Source organism: Acinetobacter sp. IK31 (genome assembly GCF_035615195.1).
GTDB lineage: Bacteria > Pseudomonadota > Gammaproteobacteria > Pseudomonadales > Moraxellaceae > Acinetobacter > Acinetobacter calcoaceticus_C.
Genome location: NZ_JANBOB010000016.1, coordinates 155,605 through 173,682, shown reverse-complemented (window position 1 = coordinate 173,682; position 18,078 = coordinate 155,605). Strand labels below are relative to the sequence as shown.

Annotated in this window: 17 protein-coding genes; 7 read left to right on the top strand and 10 right to left on the bottom strand. The window is 39.6% G+C overall.

All coding sequences use genetic code 11. The features are described from left to right. Positions 1 to 226 precede the first annotated feature (226 nt). A complete protein-coding gene (gene msuE / locus MSG66_RS09440; protein WP_133971284.1) occupies positions 227 to 964 on the top strand; it encodes an FMN reductase in 738 nt (245 codons plus the stop codon). Between the two features lie 44 nt (positions 965 to 1,008). Continuing rightward, entirely contained in the window at positions 1,009 to 2,121 is a 1,113-nt protein-coding gene (gene sfnG, locus MSG66_RS09435) for a dimethylsulfone monooxygenase SfnG (protein ID WP_133971282.1), read from the top strand. A gap of 92 nt (positions 2,122 to 2,213) precedes the next feature. Here the strand turns inward: sfnG and MSG66_RS09430 are convergent, their stop codons facing one another. Further along, positions 2,214 to 2,627 (bottom strand): Lrp/AsnC family transcriptional regulator, encoded by a 414-nt coding sequence (locus tag MSG66_RS09430; RefSeq protein ID WP_042895737.1) that lies wholly within the window; start codon positions 2,625 to 2,627, stop codon positions 2,214 to 2,216. 105 nt (positions 2,628 to 2,732) lie between these two features. On the opposite strand from MSG66_RS09430, the gene MSG66_RS09425 reads away from it, so the two are divergent. Continuing rightward, entirely contained in the window at positions 2,733 to 3,275 is a 543-nt protein-coding gene (locus MSG66_RS09425; protein WP_042895740.1) for a cysteine hydrolase family protein, read from the top strand. Between the two features lie 36 nt (positions 3,276 to 3,311). On the opposite strand, the gene acs is transcribed toward MSG66_RS09425, so the two are convergent. Then, complete coding sequence (acs, locus tag MSG66_RS09420; protein WP_324653835.1) at positions 3,312 to 5,261, bottom strand: acetate--CoA ligase; 1,950 nt, start codon at positions 5,259 to 5,261, stop codon at positions 3,312 to 3,314. Positions 5,262 to 5,555: 294 nt separating this feature from the next. Between acs and MSG66_RS09415 the strand changes: the two genes are divergently transcribed. Beyond that, a complete protein-coding gene (locus MSG66_RS09415) occupies positions 5,556 to 6,131 on the top strand; it encodes a DUF805 domain-containing protein (protein WP_133971273.1) in 576 nt (191 codons plus the stop codon). A gap of 114 nt (positions 6,132 to 6,245) precedes the next feature. Further along, a complete protein-coding gene (locus MSG66_RS09410; protein WP_262473118.1) occupies positions 6,246 to 7,226 on the top strand; it encodes a mechanosensitive ion channel family protein in 981 nt (326 codons plus the stop codon). Here the strand turns inward: MSG66_RS09410 and MSG66_RS09405 are convergent. The 5 genes from MSG66_RS09405 to prfB all read right to left on the bottom strand — a co-directional run bounded on the left by MSG66_RS09405 (position 7,206) and on the right by prfB (position 12,081). Continuing rightward, positions 7,206 to 7,913 carry a 16S rRNA (uracil(1498)-N(3))-methyltransferase gene (locus MSG66_RS09405; RefSeq protein ID WP_324653832.1) on the bottom strand — a complete coding sequence of 236 codons (708 nt, stop codon included), beginning with the start codon at positions 7,911 to 7,913 and terminating at the stop codon, positions 7,206 to 7,208. The genes MSG66_RS09410 and MSG66_RS09405 overlap by 21 nt on opposite strands. Beyond that, positions 7,910 to 9,202 (bottom strand): 3-deoxy-D-manno-octulosonic acid transferase, encoded by a 1,293-nt coding sequence (locus MSG66_RS09400; RefSeq protein WP_324653829.1) that lies wholly within the window; start codon positions 9,200 to 9,202, stop codon positions 7,910 to 7,912. Before MSG66_RS09400 ends, MSG66_RS09405 begins: the two co-directional genes overlap by 4 nt. 171 nt (positions 9,203 to 9,373) lie before the next feature. Further along, the gene (locus MSG66_RS09395; protein ID WP_202743160.1) at positions 9,374 to 10,432 is read right to left on the bottom strand and encodes an alkene reductase; all 1,059 of its coding nucleotides are present in this window, start codon (positions 10,430 to 10,432) and stop codon (positions 9,374 to 9,376) included. A 28-nt stretch (positions 10,433 to 10,460) separates the two neighbouring features. Next, the gene (locus MSG66_RS09390) at positions 10,461 to 10,763 is read right to left on the bottom strand and encodes an ArsR/SmtB family transcription factor (RefSeq protein WP_002121891.1); all 303 of its coding nucleotides are present in this window, start codon (positions 10,761 to 10,763) and stop codon (positions 10,461 to 10,463) included. Between the two features lie 222 nt (positions 10,764 to 10,985). Beyond that, positions 10,986 to 12,081 (bottom strand): peptide chain release factor 2 gene (gene prfB, locus MSG66_RS09385; protein ID WP_133971261.1). Its coding sequence is split into 2 segments (ribosomal slippage): positions 10,986 to 12,008 and positions 12,010 to 12,081, totalling 1,095 coding nucleotides; the frame shifts between segments, so codons are not numbered across the junction. Positions 12,082 to 12,288: 207 nt separating this feature from the next. Here prfB and MSG66_RS09380 point away from each other — a divergent pair. Next, entirely contained in the window at positions 12,289 to 13,146 is an 858-nt protein-coding gene (locus MSG66_RS09380; protein ID WP_262473114.1) for a putative porin, read from the top strand. 335 nt (positions 13,147 to 13,481) lie between these two features. Further along, positions 13,482 to 14,249 (top strand): putative porin, encoded by a 768-nt coding sequence (locus MSG66_RS09375; protein WP_324653824.1) that lies wholly within the window; start codon positions 13,482 to 13,484, stop codon positions 14,247 to 14,249. 47 nt (positions 14,250 to 14,296) lie between these two features. Here MSG66_RS09375 and recJ read toward each other — a convergent pair whose 3' ends face one another. Genes recJ through glmM form a run of 3 tightly spaced genes read right to left on the bottom strand, consistent with a single transcriptional unit; the run spans position 14,297 to position 18,002 of the window. Next, positions 14,297 to 15,997, bottom strand: coding sequence for a single-stranded-DNA-specific exonuclease RecJ (recJ, locus tag MSG66_RS09370; RefSeq protein WP_324653822.1), 1,701 nt, complete (start codon positions 15,995 to 15,997; stop codon positions 14,297 to 14,299). Then, positions 15,998 to 16,654 (bottom strand): pyridoxamine 5'-phosphate oxidase, encoded by a 657-nt coding sequence (pdxH, locus tag MSG66_RS09365; RefSeq protein ID WP_324653820.1) that lies wholly within the window; start codon positions 16,652 to 16,654, stop codon positions 15,998 to 16,000. It lies immediately after the preceding gene. 10 nt (positions 16,655 to 16,664) lie between these two features. Continuing rightward, on the bottom strand, positions 16,665 to 18,002 hold the full coding sequence (glmM, locus tag MSG66_RS09360) for a phosphoglucosamine mutase (protein ID WP_202743162.1): 1,338 nt from the start codon (positions 18,000 to 18,002) through the stop codon (positions 16,665 to 16,667). Positions 18,003 to 18,078 lie beyond the last annotated feature (76 nt).

Sequence of the window (18,078 nt, the reverse complement as noted above, 5' to 3'; positions counted from 1 at the left end):
AAATTAATCTGTTTTTTATATAAGCTTCCTTTTTATTATAAAAAATATATCACCAATAATTATATAGAATAAAAACAGTTACTTAATTAAGAAACAAAGTATAAAAATCCACTATTTATCTTTTATCTTTAAAACAGATAAGGTTGACCAATTTCGTTATTTTACAGTTTACCGTCGTTGTTGATTAATAGGTCCAATCACCTTTTTTAGGCTTAGGAACCAAATTATGACTGGTATCTCATCACCAAAACCTTTGAATATTGTTGCTGTTTCTGGTGGCTTAAATACCCCATCTAAAACGGAAAGTCTGGTTCAAGCCATTCTTGATGAATTATCTGAAGCCATCGATATTAAAGTTCATTTCATTAAATTAAGCGAAATTGGACCGTTATTAGGCGGCGCATTTTATCGCAATCAACTTCCACAGCGTGTACAAGATGACCTCGCAGCGGTTGAAGCAGCAGATGCTTTAATTGTCGGTACACCTGTTTACCGTGCCTCTTTCACAGGTCTTTTCAAACACTTCTTCGATTTTGTTGAACAAACTGCATTAGTTGATGTGCCTGTACTTTTAGCTGCATCTGGTGGTAGTGATCGTCATGCGCTTGTACTTGAGCATCAGCTTCGTCCATTGTTTAGTTTCTTTCAAGCACAAACTTTACCAATTGGGGTATATGCGACAGATCGAGACTTTACTCCTGAATACACAGTGAAAAGTGAGCAGTTATCTGACCGCATTACCTTAGCTGTGGCTCGTGCATTACCAATTTTAGAATGGGCGCCAGCAAAAGGTAAGCGTGCTGAAGTCATCAAATCTAAATCTCAGCAAGCGAACCAAGAGTTAGGGATTAATAAACAGATTGAACAAGAAGAAGTTCTTCCTTCAGCAGCGGTACCAAATCTTGATGCAGCAGAATCTCGTTTGCATCATAAGACTGGCAAATCATTAACGCATGTTGCCTAACCGCAATATGCCTAAATAAAAATAACGAATTGGGAGAACGCACCATGACGCAATTACAACAGCCGATTAAATTTGCTTATTGGGTACCAAATGTGAGCGGTGGCCTTGTCGTGAGTAACATCGAACAGCGTACAGACTGGAGTTATGACTACAATGTTCGCCTTGCACAAGCTGCCGAAAACAATGGTTTTGAATATGCGCTCACCCAAATTCGTTTTACGGCGGGCTATGGGGCAGAAAATCAGCATGAGTCAGTCAGTTTCAGTCATGCATTACTTGCAAAAACTGAAAAACTTAAGGTCATTGCTGCAATTCTGCCCGGCCCATGGAAACCAGTACTCGCAGCAAAGCAACTTGCAACCATTGATTATTTAACCGAAGGCCGTATTGCCATTAATGTAGTAAGTGGCTGGTTTAGAGGGGAATTTGATGCGATTGGGGAAGAGTGGCCAGAGCATGATGAACGCTACGTCCGCTCTGAAGAATTTATCCGTACGCTAAAAGGAATCTGGACTACAGACAACTATAGCTTCGATGGTAAATACTACCAATTTCAAAACTACACACTTAAACCCAAACCTCTGCAAAAACCTTATATAGAAGTGTTTCAGGGCGGTAGCTCCCGTGCTGCACGTGACATGGCCTCACGTGTTTCTGACTGGTATTTCACCAATGGTAATACGGTCGAAGAAATTCAAAAACAAGTCGAAGACATTCGTACCAAAGCAAAAGCCAACAACCACCATGTCAAAATTGGGGTAAATGCCTTCATTATTGCCAGAGATACCGAAGAAGAAGCAAAAACGGTACTTCAAGAAATTATTGATAAAGCCAACACCGAAGCGGTAAATGCGTTTGGCGATGCAACACGTGAAGCAGGTGCAGCTTCACCAGAGCAACAAGGTAACTGGGCGAAATCAAGTTTTGAAGATCTAGTGCAATATAACGATGGTTTTAAAACCAATTTAATTGGTACACCCCAGCAAATTGCAGAGCGTATTGTGGCTCTTAAAGATGTAGGTGTTGATTTGATTCTTTCTGGATTTTTACATTTCATTGAAGAGGTAGAATATTTTGGGGAAAAAGTTCTACCTCTTGTGCGCCAATTAGAACTTCAACAAGAAAAGGAGATAGAAATTCAAGCCAAATCAGCCTAAAAAACTTCAGTTAAAGCAGCGCAAGACAATAAAAACAATAAATTAAAAATAAAGACTTATTGGCTCCAAGACTCGGCTGGGAGCCTTTATTTTTAAGATTTCTCAACCTCTCGAATGACTGTTTCAACCGAATAGCGACACCATTTTGAAAGTTTCTCAATAAATTCATTTAATGCTGCGGGTTCGAAATGGCTGACGATCATATAACACGCGTTTCCCATGACTTTAAAGCATTCATCTATTTGTTCATATTGCTTGACTAAATTTTCAATTTCTTCAAATGCACGTTGTTCATTTAAATGCAAATGAATAAATTGTTTATGGTTGTATTGAACGGCAATGGTGTAATTTTTAATGACACCTGCATCCATCAACTGAGCAATTCTGGCTCCTACTGCCTGTCCTGTCCGGTGGACACGTTGCCCAATTTCTTTATTTGTCAGACGGGAATCTTGTTTGAGCAATGCAATAATTTTTAGATCAATCGGGTCTAATTCAATATTCATTTTTCATGGCGAAAGAAAACTGGCGGTAATGCTTTCATCTGACTATAGCCGATTTTGCCAGTAGAGAATAACCTTGTTTTATCTCATATGAACAAGAGTGATCTCATGAAACAAGCATTGATAATTATCGACGTACAAAATGATTATTTTAAAAATGGCAAAATGGAATTGGTACAACCTGATCAAGCCTTAGAAAAAATAAAGCAGCTCGAACAATATTTTAGCGAGAAAAATCTCCCAATCATTTATGTGCAACATATTAGCCCACCACAGGCCAGCTTCTTTCAAGAAAATACCGACGGTGTTTTGCTTCACTCTGAACTCAATGCTGGCAGTGATTCATTGATCGTGATAAAGCATTATCCAAATAGTTTTTTAGAAACCAATTTAGATGAACTTTTAAAAGCACATCAAATTGAGCAACTTGTTATTACAGGCATGATGACACATATTTGTATTGATTCAGGAACCCGAGCTGCAAAAGAACGTGGCTATGAACCTATATTAATTGGCGATGCAACAGCTACCCGCGATTTAACCTTCAACGGTAAAATCGTGAAAGCTGAAGACGTACAAAATGCCTTTTTAGCTGCATTAAGCATGTTTGCTGATGTACAAAGCACAGCAGAGTTTTTAGAAAAACATTAAAAAATAAAAAGCCCCAAACGGGGCTTTTTTTAAATTTTACTTTTGCTTATCTGGATAGACCGTTGCAATTAACTGATCTACCACAGCTGGCTCAGCCAAGGTTGAAGTATCTCCCAAACTATCTAACTCATTTGCCGCGATTTTTCTTAAAATACGGCGCATGATTTTTCCAGAACGCGTTTTAGGTAATGCTGGTGCCCAGTGTAGTGCATCTGGCGAAGCCACTGGTCCAAGCACTTTACGTACCCAGTTAATTAACTCTTTACGCAACTCTTCTGACTCAGGTACACCAGCCTGCAAAGTCACGAAAGTACAAATACCCTGTCCTTTAATCTCGTGTGGCATTCCCACCACCGCAGCTTCTGCTACTGATTCATGCGATACCAAAGCACTTTCAATTTCAGCCGTACCCAGACGGTGACCTGAAACGTTTAAGACATCATCTACGCGGCCCGTAATCCAGTAATAGCCATCTTCATCACGGCGGGCGCCATCACCTGTAAAATAAGTATTTTTAAAGGTCGAGAAGTAAGCCTCAATAAAGCGATCTGGGTCACCCCAAATGGTACGCATCTGGCCCGGCCATGAATCTTTAATAACTAAATTACCTTCTACCGCCCCTTCTAGCTCATTACCTTCACCATCTACAATGGCAGGTTGAATACCAAATAACGGACGTGTTGCCGAACCGGGTTTTAGCGCGGTTGCACCTGGTAACGGTGCAATTAAAATACCACCTGTCTCAGTTTGCCACCACGTATCAACAATTGGACAGCGGCCTTCACCGACCACGTTGTAGTACCAGTTCCAAGCTTCAGGGTTAATAGGCTCACCGACCGAACCGAGTAAACGCAAGCTGCTACGGTTACTTTCACGCACAAACGAATCACCTTCTCGCATCATGGCGCGAATCGCGGTTGGAGCCGTATATAAAATAGAGACTTTGTGCTTGTCGACCACATGACCAAGACGTGCCCATGTTGGGTATTGAGGCACGCCCTCAAACATTAAAGTCGTGGTGCCATTTGCCAGCGGTCCATAGAGGAGATAACTATGTCCTGTAATCCAGCCTACATCAGCCGTACACCAGTACACATCATCTTGTTTTAAATCAAATACCTCTTTAAAGGTACTTGTCACATAAACCAGATAACCGCCAGTGGTATGCAAGACCCCTTTTGGTTTACCTGTTGAACCAGAAGTATAGAGAATAAATAATGGATCTTCTGCCTTCATAGGCTCTGGCGGACAATCTGCATCAACTTCCATAATGACAAGGTGATACCACAAATCACGGCCCGGCTTCATTTCGATCGGGTTCGCATTACGGTAAACCACAATCACATTTTCAACGCATTCAGTGCTGGGTAACGCTAAAGCCAAATCAACATTTTCTTTGAGTGGTAACAACTTACCCGCACGTAGACTTGAGTCTGCTGTAATCACAAGTTTAGCTTGGCTATCTTCAATACGACTTGCTAAAGAGTCTGGTGAGAAACCACCAAATACTACACAGTGAACCGCGCCAATACGCGCACAGGCTAACATGGCAATCGCAGCTTCAGTGACCATTGGCATATAGAGCACAACACGATCACCCTTACCAATGCCATATTTCTTTAAAACGTTAGCAAAGCGGCAGACTTCATCGTGTAATTCTTTATAAGAAACGATTTTATGGCGAGAAGGATGGTCACCTTCCCAAATAATTGCAGGTTTATGTGGATGTTCTTTAAGATGCCTGTCTAGGCAATTTGCTGACACGTTCAACTCACCATCGGCAAACCATTCAATTTTGAAATTGTCTTTGTCAAAACTCGTATTTTTAACTTGGGTAAATGGCTTTATCCAATCGACAATTTTAGCTTGCTCTGCCCAGAACTCATCTGGACTCTCGATAGAGTGTTGATAACGTTTAAAGTAGTCTGCTTCAACAGTACGAGCTGTTTTTTTAAATTCCTCTGGTACTGGATAGATCTCATTCATACGCAACTTCCTTGATCTTGTGCATCCCATCTCGAGACTGTGGCTATTATTTTACTGGATCTTATTTGCATGCCTTTGCAGTATGATGACTCTTTCAAAGTCCAAACAATGCGACTTTGGTCATATATTAACCACTTACTCAAGCATACGAAATTGTGAACATTTTTATAAAATTAAGTTGATTTAAAACATTTGTCTATAGCTTTTACTTTTATAATTTTTTCAAGATTTGATGGTTTTGATCATCAACAAAGATTATTTTGTCTCTCATATCGAGCACAGGAATAAAATAATATGTTTGCCCAAACAACCTCTTCACGCCCACCCCAGCTCCCTTTTAAAGATAGTCCTTTTTCAATTCATGGTCGCTTTAATCGTATGAGCTATTTAGGTGGATATGGACTAATTTATTTAGTCACCCTTGTAGGTTATCTTATTTTGGCCTCATTTTTTGGAAGTTTTCAGCTTTCAAGTAATCTGTTTAATTTTGAATTTTATAGTTCTCTTTCTGGCCTCAGTGCTTTAGTGGTCTGGGCTTTTTCGGTCTTCTTGATTTATTTAAATATTGTTCTCGTTGTTCGACGTCTGCATGATTTAAATAAGAGTGGCTGGATGGGATTACTGTTATTCATTCCAGTTATTCAGTTCTTCTTTATGATTTATTTACTGCTTGCCTCAGGTACAGCAGGTACCAATCAGTATGGTCCTGTTCGACCATCAACGTTTATAGAAAAACTTATGGCTTGGCTTATTTTAGTGGCTATTTTAATTAGCCTCATTTCAACAGCAGGAATTTTTTACTATTTCTCAGGGACCGATACTCTAGAAACACCGTCACAAATCTTACAAAAAGGAACGGAATACTTTTAATTAAAAAACACTTTATTATTCAGATGAACTCATTATAGTAGGCGCACATTTTATCTCCTACTATAATGAAAGCCGATCATCGCTTTCATAAACTTTTTTTAATAGAGACTTATCGTGGCTGATGAACAAAAATCCTTAACGGATGTCGCAAAAAATACAGGCGAACTTTTGCAAGAGGCTGGGACTAAAACCACTCAAACGGTTTTGGCCCATACTGAAAAGTATCATGATGCCTATACCACAATTGATAAAATTGTGGATAGCTTCTGGGAACGTGTGCCTTATATTTGTATTGCAATCATCGTCTTTGTTATTTTTTGGCTACTCACCAAATTATTTAAATTCTTTGTTCGTAAAACCTTAGAAAACCGATCTTATACTCGTCAAAATCTGGTTCTGGTATTGAACCGCGTAGGTAGTACAGCAATTTTATTTTTTGGTTTCTTAATTGCATTAGTCATCATGATTCCAGGGTTTACTCCAGGCCAATTAATGAGCGCATTAGGGATTGGTTCGGTCGCAATTGGTTTCGCATTTAAAGATATTTTCCAAAATCTACTTTCAGGAATTTTAATTTTACTAAGTGAGCCGTTCCGTATTGGCGACTCAATCGTGGTGAATTCACTTGAAGGAACTGTTGAAGATATTCAGATTCGTGCAACATTCTTACGTTCGCCAGATGGACGTCGCATTGTCATTCCAAACGCAACTGTTTATACGAGTGCTTTAACTGTAAATACTGCTTATCAACAACGACGCTGCGAGTTTGTGGTCGGAATTGGATATGACGATGATGAACAAAAGGCCAAACAGATTATTTTAGATATTCTTAATAATGACCGAAATGTACTTAGTCAGCCAGCCTTCTCTGTTAACGTCACAGCTTTAGCAGATTTCTCGGTTAACCTAACTGTACGCTGGTGGGTTGATACTACTGAGACTGATATGTCTTCATCAACGAGTACCATTCAAGCTCAAGTAAAACAAGCTTTTAATGCGAACGATATTAATATCCCTTACCCAATTCAGGAATTAAAAATGGCCGCAAATCAGCCACTATTGAACCCTGAAGCATCAACTAAAGAGACGACCTAAAATATAAGAAATAGACGTTTCAGTTCTTAAAATACGGTTGCCTAAGCTCACAGCTTGGCAGCCGTATTTTGTGAGCAAATCAACCTCATAAGGGATAAAACCACCTTCGGGTCCGACCACAATACTACAAGCATGGCTAATATTGGTTGGCATGCTCTGCTCAGCATAAGGATGAGCCACATAGGCAGGCATTTCTTTTGAAATTAAGCTCGGCAAAACATCTTCAACAAAAGGCTTAAAGCGTTTATAAATTTGAATTTCAGGCACTATCGTGTCCCCTGCTTGCTCAAGCCCCAAAGTCACATAGTTGTCGATTTGCTGCAAAAATGGAGTCTGCCAATAGCTTTTATCGACCCGATAACTATGAATCAGACTAATTTTTTCAACACCTAAAGTCACACTATCCATCATTAAACGGCGTAAAACTTTAGGTCTTGGCAAAGCTACAATTAAATGTACTGGAAGTTTTGCAGGTACTATTTCTTCGCAAACTGGGCGTACATCTACCTTTTGTTCTGTGATAGAAACAATTTCAGTGACATATCGCGCACCATTTCGAATCCCAACCTTAAGCTGATCTCCAACCGCAATATCAAGGTGTTCACGTAAATGCTGTAATTGGCGTTTTGAGTGAATTAACCACGTGTCTGATTGAACATCTTCTGGTTCTAATAAAACGATATTCATGATTTTTCGGCTAGATATCGGTTAATTACCCCAATATGTTTTTGCAAAGAACCTTGATTGCGATGTAAAACTTTATGCGCTTGTTCTACCACTTGCTGAGCGTCATCAGGTTCAGCTAAGCAAGCCATCCAGATTGCTACAACTTGCTCAGCATCTTGAGCAATCAGCACACCATTTTCATCAATGAATTCATCAACAATTGTTTGGAAATTAAAATAACGTGGTCCAATGACTGTCGGCACATTTAAAACCATAGGCTCTAAAATATTGTGTCCACCACCTGGCTCATTTAAAGAACCACCCACAAAACATACCTGACTTAAGGCATACCATAACCAAAGCTCCCCCATACTATCGGCTAAATAAACCTGCGTACTTGCATGAATGCCATGATTCATACTTCTACGATGAGTCACTAAATCTAAGTTTTGGCAAATTTCAAATACTTCATCAAACCGTTCAGGATGACGTGGCACCACAATACAAACTAAATCTGGATCTGACTTTAAATAAGGCTGAAGTGCCTGCAAAATTTGCTGTTCTTCGGGTGCATGTGTACTAGCAATCGTCAGAACTTTACGTTGCCCCAAATACCATTGCTGGCGTAATTGTGCTGCCTGATTTTCAAAAACTTCTGGTGCGTGAATATCAAATTTAATATTTCCAACCACCTGACTTTTTTGTTGATCTAAACCAAGTTCCACATAACGTTGCCGAGTCGCAGCGTCTTGTGCCAAGACCCAATCAAGGTTTTTGAGCATTCCTGCCGTTAGCCCCGCAACTCGCCCATATCCTTTAGCCGATTTTTCCGACAAGCGTGCATTTAATAATAAACAAGGCACATGCTGTTGCTTGGCCTGATCAATTAAATTTGGCCAAAGTTCTGTTTCAACTAATGCTAACAATCGAGGCTGATATAATTCAAAAAACTCTTTCACCGAATGCTTCTGGTCCACTGGCAAATAGACCGCTTGAAATAAGTCTAGATAAGGTGGTTTTAAAAATAATGATTTGGCACGGGCCTGCCCTGTTTTAGTGGTATTGGTGACTAAAACAGGCTGCCCAAGTTTAAGATAATGTTCTATTAATGGCTGCGCAGCATTTGTTTCTCCGACTGAAACGGCATGGAACCAAATCGCTCGCACATTTTTAGGAGATTCAAACGGTCCAAATCTTTCTAGGCATTCCTGATCATACAATTGCTGGTTTTCTGCACGTTTTTTTATTCGCCAGCGATAAAAAGGTTTTAATAAATGAAGTGCGGTATTGTACCAAAATGGGGTCGCCAAGCGGTTTGCCTCAAATAATCAAAGTTTAAAAACTGGGGAAAATATAACATAGATAAAAAAAATGGCAGAGCTTCTATACTGAAACTCTACCATTTATAAGAAAAGCTATTTACTGAGCTCATCAACTAACAAGATCAGCAATTAGTAAATCTTTAAATATTTAATACTATTTTATGAAGCTTCCAACGCTGGATAATCTGTGTAACCTTCCGCACCTTTAGCATATAAAGTAGTAGGTTGAAGCTCATTTAAAGGTAAGTTTTGCTCTAAACGCTGCAACAGGTCCGGATTTGCAATATAAGCTTTACCAAAAGATACAGCGTCAGCCCCACCATCACGCAAGATACGTTTTGCAGATTCTGGAGTTAGGTTTTCGTTGGCAATCCATACACCATTAAATTTTTCACGAAGTTGAGGACTAATACTGTCAGCAGCTTCATATTCACGAGAGAAAATGAAAGCAACATTACGTTGATTCAATTGTTCAACGACAAAACCAAATGTCGCTAACGGATTTTCATCACCCATATCGTGTGAATCACCACGTGGTGCAATATGTACACCTACTCGGCCAGCGCCCCACACTTCAATAAACGCATCAATCACTTCTAATAATAAACGAGCGCGGTTTTCAACCGGACCGCCGTATTCATCATTACGTTGGTTGGTATTGCTTTGAAGGAACTGGTCAATTAAATAACCATTTGCTGCATGTAACTCAACGCCATCAAAACCAGCAACCTTAGCCAATTCTGCTGAATGTTTATATTGAGCAACGACCTCTTTAATTTCTTCAATTGAAAGTGCACGCGGCTTCACATATGGACGTTTAGGGCGTAACAAACTCACTTCACCAGCAGGCTGAATCGCACTCGGCGCAACAGGTGTATCACCTTCTAAAAGTTCAGGATGCGAAATACGTCCCACATGCCAAAGTTGAGCTACAATTTTTGAACCTTGAGCATGAACTGCCTCAATAATCTTATTCCAAGCCTGTGCTTGCTCTTGTGACCATAACCCTGGAGTTTCTGCATAACCCACAGTTTTTGAACCAATCACTGTTGCTTCAGTCAGAATCAGACCAGCATTTGCACGTTGTTGATAATATTCCACCATTAAATCGTTAGGTACTCGACTTTCACCACTACGCGCACGTGTTAGTGGAGCCATGACTAGTCGATTTTTAATTTCAAAATCACCAACCGTTAAAGGAGTATTGAGTTCAGCCATAATCGCCTCGACTTACACTTTAGTATAGTTAAAGTGTTTGTTTTAAATGTTCGATATATTGCTGAATCAAAGCTTCGTTACGTGAAAAATAAGACCATTGACCATATTTTTGGACCTGAATAAGCCCTGCCTGCTGTAACACAGACAAATGATTAGACATTGTAGACTGAGCTACTTTACCCAAACGTTCAATATGACCTGCGCAAACACCCTTCTCAAAACTACCGCCACATTCTTCTACAGGTAAATAATGTGCAGGTTCTTTTAACCATTGCAAAATTTGCCTGCGCAGAGGATTGGAAAGGGCTTTGCTAATTGCATCAATATCCATAGGCTCAACACGTCTTTTTAAACGAACAAAGCTTTGTTCAGCATTTCAAAAACATCATATCGCATTTTTTCGATATTCATATCTATTTTTTTCGATATTGATATCGTATTTTTTCGATTAACATTTAAGTACTGAACTGCTTTGCCGTTTTAATCGCTAAAAATCCAAGAGTCCTACATATTCATAGATGAACTGTATTTAAACTAAAAGTTCATCAGACTCTTATAAACCTTGTTTTAAACTCGCCTCAATAAAGCGGTCAAGGTCACCATCAAGAACAGCACCCGTATTAGAGTTTTCAACACCCGTACGTAAATCTTTAATACGTGAATCATCTAATACATACGAACGAATCTGGCTTCCCCAACCAATATCAGACTTCGAGTCTTCTAGAGCTTGAGCTGCTTCATTACGTTTTTGCATTTCCAATTCATACAACTTCGCACGTAACTGTTTCCATGCATGGTCACGGTTAGCATGTTGTGAACGCTGGTTCTGACATGCCACCACAATACCTGTTGGCATGTGAGTTAAACGTACTGCCGAATCAGTTTTGTTAATGTGCTGACCACCCGCACCCGATGCACGGTAAGTATCGGTACGAACATCAGACGGATTGATATCAATTTCAATATTGTCGTCAACTTCCGGTGAAATAAATACCGCAGAGAATGAGGTATGACGGCGGTTACCGCTATCAAATGGTGATTTACGAACTAGACGATGTACACCTGATTCGGTACGTAACCAACCATAGGCATATTCACCTTCAACACGAATCGTTGCAGACTTAATACCAGCCACATCACCGTCAGATACTTCCATAAGTTCTGCTTTAAAACCGTGACGTTCAATCCAGCGCATATACATACGTAATAGCATTGAAGCCCAATCTTGCGCCTCTGTACCACCTGAACCCGATTGAATCTCGACATAGCAAGGATTCGGGTCCATTGGATTACTAAACATACGACGGAATTCAAGTTTAGCCAGTTCATCTTCGGCAGCACCAAGCTCAGACTGAACGTCTTCAAGCAGGCTTTCATCATCGGCTTCTACGGCCAAATCTAGCATTGCTTTTGCATCTTCAAGCTGTGTTGCCAAACCGTCTAACACATTAATGACGTTTTCAAGCTCACCCTTTTCTTTGGCCATAGCCTGAGCACGACTTTGATCGCTCCAGATCGCAGGGTCTTCTAACTCACGTAAAACTTCTTCTAAACGTTCTTTCTTTAGATCGTAGTCAAAGATACCCCCGTAGTGTTTGGCTACGATCAGTTAAGTCTTTCAATTGGTTTAGATAAGGATTAATTTCCACGCGAGTGTTCCCATAAAAGCAGATAAACAGTCGATTATTTTAGCATAGCTTGTCATTCCCAAACAAAAGGACTAAAACTTATTGATTTTTATCACTCTAAAAAAGATAAGTAGATATAATATTATTGATTAATATCATAAAAATATATTAAAATTAACAACTTAAAATCTTAATAACTTTATAACATTCATTACTAGAGTTTTTCTCATGAAAAAATCAAATATTTTATTCGCAATCCTTACTGCCACATGTGCTTTCAATGCAAATGCCTATCAAACTGAAGTTGGTACAATGTACGAATTTACAGATATGGACGGGGGAGAAAATAATAGCTTCGGTATTAACGGCAAATATTATTTTAATCCAGTTGAAACAAAAACATATCCTTTAGCAGAAGCTGCATTTCTAAATAAATCTTCAAATATTGGACTAGGCTATGCATATAGCAAACTAGAAGATGATGAAGATTCTGGAAAACTCGAATTTAGTTCTGTAGGTATTACTGGTGAATACTTTATTCCAAATACCTCGCTCTATTTATCAGGAGCATTTAACCGTACAAAAAGAGAAGCCACTGCAAATGATTTCGGTTCAGCTGATGATAACGGTAATGGCTATGCTGTAGAGGTCGGTTTCCTACCAACAGATGGATTATTATTGGCTGCTGGTGTAACAGATTTATCTGAAAGTTTCGATCCAATACAAGCAGCTAAATATGGCTTTATTACTTCGTTGTCAAATGCCGCAGCCGTAACTGGTGAAGATGAAGATACAGTCGTAACTCTACGTGCCAAGTATGTTACTCAAATTTCTGGTTTTTATACTAATTTTGAAGGACAAACTTATATTGGGGATGAAACCACTTATCGTTTAGGTGCAGATCTTTATCTTGATCCAACTTTAAGTATTGGAGCATCTTTTGCAGATTCAACAGCAGAAGATTCAGATACAATTTTTAGTCTTCGTGCACAAAAATTCTTTACACCACAATTAGCAGTAGGCTTAACTTATACGACTGTTGAGGATGCTGATTCTTTTGGTATTAATGGAACATTCCGTTTCTAATTCATAAGAATTTATTAATTAAAGATATAAACGCTTGGATAGATTTATCTGAGCGTTCTTCAGTTCATTTTAAGATTAATTGGTAACATCCTCATACAAAATCGGGTACTTTTACAGCATTTTTTATGATCTACACAAAACATCCTCAATTTTAATAAAATAAAACATTCTATTTTTATAATTTAAAATCAATTATTTAAGTTAAATATGTTTACAAAAAAAGCACATAGTTACAGTATGGTTACTTGTCTAAGATTGACGATCAAGCATTTTCCTCTAGACTAAAAGTTGTAACAAAACATTTATAAAATCGCTTTTTAGAGGGGAGAGATTCCATGAAAAAACTAGCAATTGCATCAGCTCTTTTATCTGCACTGGCAGTAAGTGGCGCAGCAAACGCTTACCAAGCTGAAGTTGGTGGTTCTTACAATTATCTTGATCCAGATGACGGCAGCAGTGTAAGCAAATTTGGTGTTGACGGGACTTATTACTTTAATCCTGTTCAAACTCGTAACGCTCCACTTGCTGAAGCAGCTTTCTTAAGCCGTGCAAGTAATGTTAACGCTCTTATCAACTATGGCGATAACAGCGGTACAAAAGACACTCAGTATGGCGTAGGCGTTGAATACTATGTTCCTAACTCAGATTTCTACGTTAGCGGTGATGTAGGCCGAAATGAACGTGAAATCGACAACACTAATTACGACCAAAAATTGACGACTTATGCTGCTGAAGTAGGTTATTTACCAGCTCCTGGTTTATTACTTGCTCTAGGTGTTAAAGGCTACGACGAAAAAGACGGTAAAGACGGCGCTGATCCAACAGTTCGTGCTAAATACGTTACTCAAGTAGGTCAACATGACGTGAACCTTGAAGCATTCGGTGCATTTGGTGACCTAGACGAATATAAAGTTCGTGGTGACTACTACATCGACAAAACTTTCAGTGTAGGTGCTGACTACTACAACAATGACTTAACTGATAAAGATGAATTTGGTATCAATGCTAAAAAATTCTTAAATCAACAAGTAAGTCTTGAAGGTCGTATTGGTTTCGGTGACAACGACAACACTTATGGTGTTCGTGCAGGATACCGCTTCTAATATCACTTAAAAGCACATATAAAAAACCGCTCTATTGAGCGGTTTTTTTATTGATTTAAATGTACGATGCGCAACTGCAAATTCACGTTCCCATTAAATACATTACGGTCAATCTCATAAACTAAATAGACATGATCTCGCATAGGGTCGAACTCAAATCGACCTGCTGCATTAAAGGCAATTGCATCAAAACTATATTGGTCTAATGCGACTTTAAGTTTTAGATGGGTTTCTTTAAGCCAACGATAATCTATTACCTTGAAAAGGCCTTCAAACTGAGGAAAAGGGAATTTTTGTCCCCATGGCCCTAACTGCTCTATCCAGGTTAACGTGTCAAGTTGTAAAGCCGAAGCTGGCAACTCTCCATCAGTCCACAACGTTGCCTGAAAAAGTGATTCATCCATTGCATCTACACAAGCGGTAAAAACCGTTTTAAAAGCATCAAAGTTCTCTTTTCGAATTGTTAAACCTGCTGCTGCGGCATGCCCACCAAAATGGCTGACCAGCTCTGGATGCTGTTCTGCAACTTGTTCAATCGTATCTCGAATATGCACGCCATCAATTGAACGCGCAGACCCTTTGATATGAATACCATCTTCATCAGGGGCAAAAACAATAGTAGGTCGATGAAACTGCTCTTTTAAACGCCCTGCCACAATTCCAATAACACCTTGATGCCAGCTTTCTTCGAACAGTACGAGAGCGGATGGGATATTTTCTTTTGAAAGTTGCAGGCTATCTAAAGCTGTAAGAGCCTGTTGTTTCATCTCTCCTTCAACTTGACGGCGCTCTATATTTAATTGATTTAATTGTTGAGCAATGGGATAAGCAGTTTCCATATTCTCTGCCAACAAGCATTCAATACCAATACGCATACTTTCCATGCGCCCAGCAGCATTAATACGGGGCCCTATAACAAAACCTAAATCTTGTGCCCGCAATGAAACGGCTTCTCGACCAGCAATGTCTAATAACGCTAGAATTCCCACTCGACATTGTTGTTGTTGAATTCTTTTTACGCCTGCATCAACCAATATTCGGTTGTTATAATCTAATACAGCAACATCCGCATAAGTCCCCAAAGCAGCTAAGTCTAGGTATTGAGTTACCTTACTTGTGCTCTTGCCTTGCTTGTTACGTAAACTTGCCAAATTCGCCAAGACATAAAAAGCAACGCCAACTCCCGCTAAAGCTTTACTTGGAAAATCACAGCCTAATTGGTTTGGGTTTACAACTGCTTCTGCTGGTGGAGTTTCTTTAGTGGTTAAATGGTGATCGGTAATAATGACCTGCATACCTAATGTATGAGCAGCCTCTACACCCGTATGGCTCGAAATACCATTATCCACAGTAATTAATATATGGGGGTGGTATGTTGAATAGGCTAATTCAGCAATAGCAGGCGTTAAACCATAACCATACTTAAACCGATCAGGAACCAGATAGTCAACTTGTGCACCCATATCACGAAGTGCCAGAACCATTAAAGCTGTGCTGGTTGCTCCATCGGCATCATAATCCCCGACAATAACAATTTTTTTCTGCTCATCAATGGCTTGGTCCATTAAGGCTACAGCGGTTTCTAAACCTTTGAGCTCAGGAGCGAGTAAATTCTTAAGCTTGAGCTCTAGTTCCTGTTCAGATTGGACTCCACGTCTTGCCAAAATCTCGGCAATAAACGGAGGCACGCCCTGAAACTGTTCAGGGCGTGTCAATAAAGGTCTTTGTTTGATTTGTATTTTTGTCATTTAAGGCATCAGCCGGTGCAACATCCATTGACCGTCGATTTTTTCATAACTCAAGCGGTCATGTAAACGATTTGGTCGCCCTTGCCAGAATTCATAATAATCCGGTTGCAGACGATAGCCTCCCCAGAACTCCGGTTTATCGAGTACTTCATGACTTGCAACTTGTTGCTGTAAGTCTTGGAAACGTTGCTGTAACAGCTCCCGACTTTCAATTTTGCCACTCTGAGGAGCACTAATATGCGCTGCAATTTGACTATCACGTGGTCGTTTACGATAGTAGTCTGTAGATTCCTGTTCAGAAATTTTTACAACACGACCACCAACTCTCACCTGACGCTCTAGACTCGGCCAGTAAAATAATAATTCGGCATAAGGATTTTCTGCCAAATCAATACCTTTCTGACTGTCATAGTTAGTATAAAAATCATACCCAGCTTCTGTGGCACCACGTAACAAAACAGTTCTAACATGAGGTCTGCCATTAGCACCTGCTGTTGCTAACGACATGGCATAGGGTTCATGCAAATTGGCAGCTAGAGCATGGTTAAACCAACCAAGAAACTGCTGATGAGGGTTTGATTCAACCTGCCCCTCATACAACTCGCCTTGTTCATAGCTCAAGCGTAATTCACTTAAATCTTTAATGACATCACTCATGTCATGCACCTTATGCGACTTGTGCTTGTGAACGAACCGCATCTGCTAAATGCTGAGCTAAAGTATTTACTTCTTGCTCATTATCCCCTTCAACCATGACACGAATCACTGGTTCTGTTCCAGACTTACGAATTAAGATACGTCCACGGCCTTTAAGCTGTGCTTCTGCTTTATCAAATTCAGTAACCAATGCTGGAATAGAATATGGATCAAGCATTTGTTCTAAACGTACATTTAAAAGAACTTGTGGGAATAGTTTAAAGTCTTGAACCAATTCATGAAGAGCCTTATTTTGCTCGACCATCACCGTTAAAACTTGAAGCGCAGCGATAATGGCATCACCAGTCGTACTCTTATCTAGAGTTAGAATATGACCAGAAGGTTCGCCACCTGTTACCCAACCATTTTCTTCTAAAGCCTGTAATACATAGCGGTCACCGACTTTTGCACGAACAAAATTAACATTTGCTTTTTCAAGTGCAACTTCAAGTGCCATATTACTCATGACAGTACCAACAATACCAGCTGGCTTATTTTGCGCCTGAGTCGCCAAGATATATAAGATATGGTCACCATCAATTAAGTTACCAAACTTATCGACCATCACAACACGGTCAGCATCGCCATCAAAGGCAATACCTAAATCTGCTTGGTGCTCAACCACTGCTTTTTGTAAGTGTTCAGGATGTGTTGAACCACAGCTTTCATTAATATTTAAGCCATCTGGTTCATTATATAAAGCAATGACTTTTGCACCTAGCTCGCGGAAAACTGAAGGCCCAACGCTATATGCCGCGCCATGAGCACAGTCCAACACAATCTTTAAATTATTTAAATCAAAGTGGTAAGGGAACGTAGATTTACAAAATTCGATATAACGACCGTTTGCATCATTTACACGAACACTTTTACCTAAGTTTGCAGTGTCCTCAATAAATAAGTCTTTTTCTAATTCTTGATTAATTTCTTCTTGTAATGAATCTGGTAATTTCTTGCCTTCACTTGAGAAGAATTTAATCCCATTATCATAATATGGATTATGCGAAGCAGAAATAACAATACCTGCATGTGCATGCAAAGCACGAGTAAGATGTGCGATTGCTGGTGTTGGTAATGGACCAAGTAAATGAACATATACGCCAGCAGCGTTTAAGCCTGCCTGTAAAGCAGATTCTAAAATGTAACCAGATAAACGTGTGTCTTTTCCTAATACAACGAGCGGTTTATTTTTTGGACTCGTTCGTTTTAATACCTTCCCTGCAGCAAAACCGAGTTTTAAAGCAAACTCTGGAGTAATAGGCATTTGCCCAAATTTTCCACGAATACCATCCGTTCCAAAATAACTCATAGCTTATCTCATTCTTACGCCACTTCAGCGGTGGCTCACTTCATATATGGCAATTCCGCCATATTTCTTTTCGTTA

Bases quoted from the DNA above. Each gene is read 5' to 3' on its own strand.
- recJ (WP_324653822.1), bottom strand. From the start codon at position 15,997: ATGACAAAAATACAAATCAAACAAAGACCTTTATTGACACGCCCTGAA.
- MSG66_RS09405 (WP_324653832.1), bottom strand. From the start codon at position 7,913: ATGAATATCGTTTTATTAGAACCAGAAGATGTTCAATCAGACACGTGG.
- MSG66_RS09430 (WP_042895737.1), bottom strand. From the start codon at position 2,627: ATGAATATTGAATTAGACCCGATTGATCTAAAAATTATTGCATTGCTC.
- MSG66_RS09380 (WP_262473114.1), top strand. From the start codon at position 12,289: ATGAAAAAATCAAATATTTTATTCGCAATCCTTACTGCCACATGTGCT.
- acs (WP_324653835.1), bottom strand. From the start codon at position 5,261: ATGAATGAGATCTATCCAGTACCAGAGGAATTTAAAAAAACAGCTCGT.
- sfnG (WP_133971282.1), top strand. From the start codon at position 1,009: ATGACGCAATTACAACAGCCGATTAAATTTGCTTATTGGGTACCAAAT.
- glmM (WP_202743162.1), bottom strand. From the start codon at position 18,002: ATGAGTTATTTTGGAACGGATGGTATTCGTGGAAAATTTGGGCAAATG.
- pdxH (WP_324653820.1), bottom strand. From the start codon at position 16,654: ATGAGTGATGTCATTAAAGATTTAAGTGAATTACGCTTGAGCTATGAA.
- MSG66_RS09375 (WP_324653824.1), top strand. From the start codon at position 13,482: ATGAAAAAACTAGCAATTGCATCAGCTCTTTTATCTGCACTGGCAGTA.
- MSG66_RS09415 (WP_133971273.1), top strand. From the start codon at position 5,556: ATGTTTGCCCAAACAACCTCTTCACGCCCACCCCAGCTCCCTTTTAAA.
- MSG66_RS09390 (WP_002121891.1), bottom strand. From the start codon at position 10,763: ATGGATATTGATGCAATTAGCAAAGCCCTTTCCAATCCTCTGCGCAGG.
- MSG66_RS09395 (WP_202743160.1), bottom strand. From the start codon at position 10,432: ATGGCTGAACTCAATACTCCTTTAACGGTTGGTGATTTTGAAATTAAA.
- msuE (WP_133971284.1), top strand. From the start codon at position 227: ATGACTGGTATCTCATCACCAAAACCTTTGAATATTGTTGCTGTTTCT.
- MSG66_RS09425 (WP_042895740.1), top strand. From the start codon at position 2,733: ATGAAACAAGCATTGATAATTATCGACGTACAAAATGATTATTTTAAA.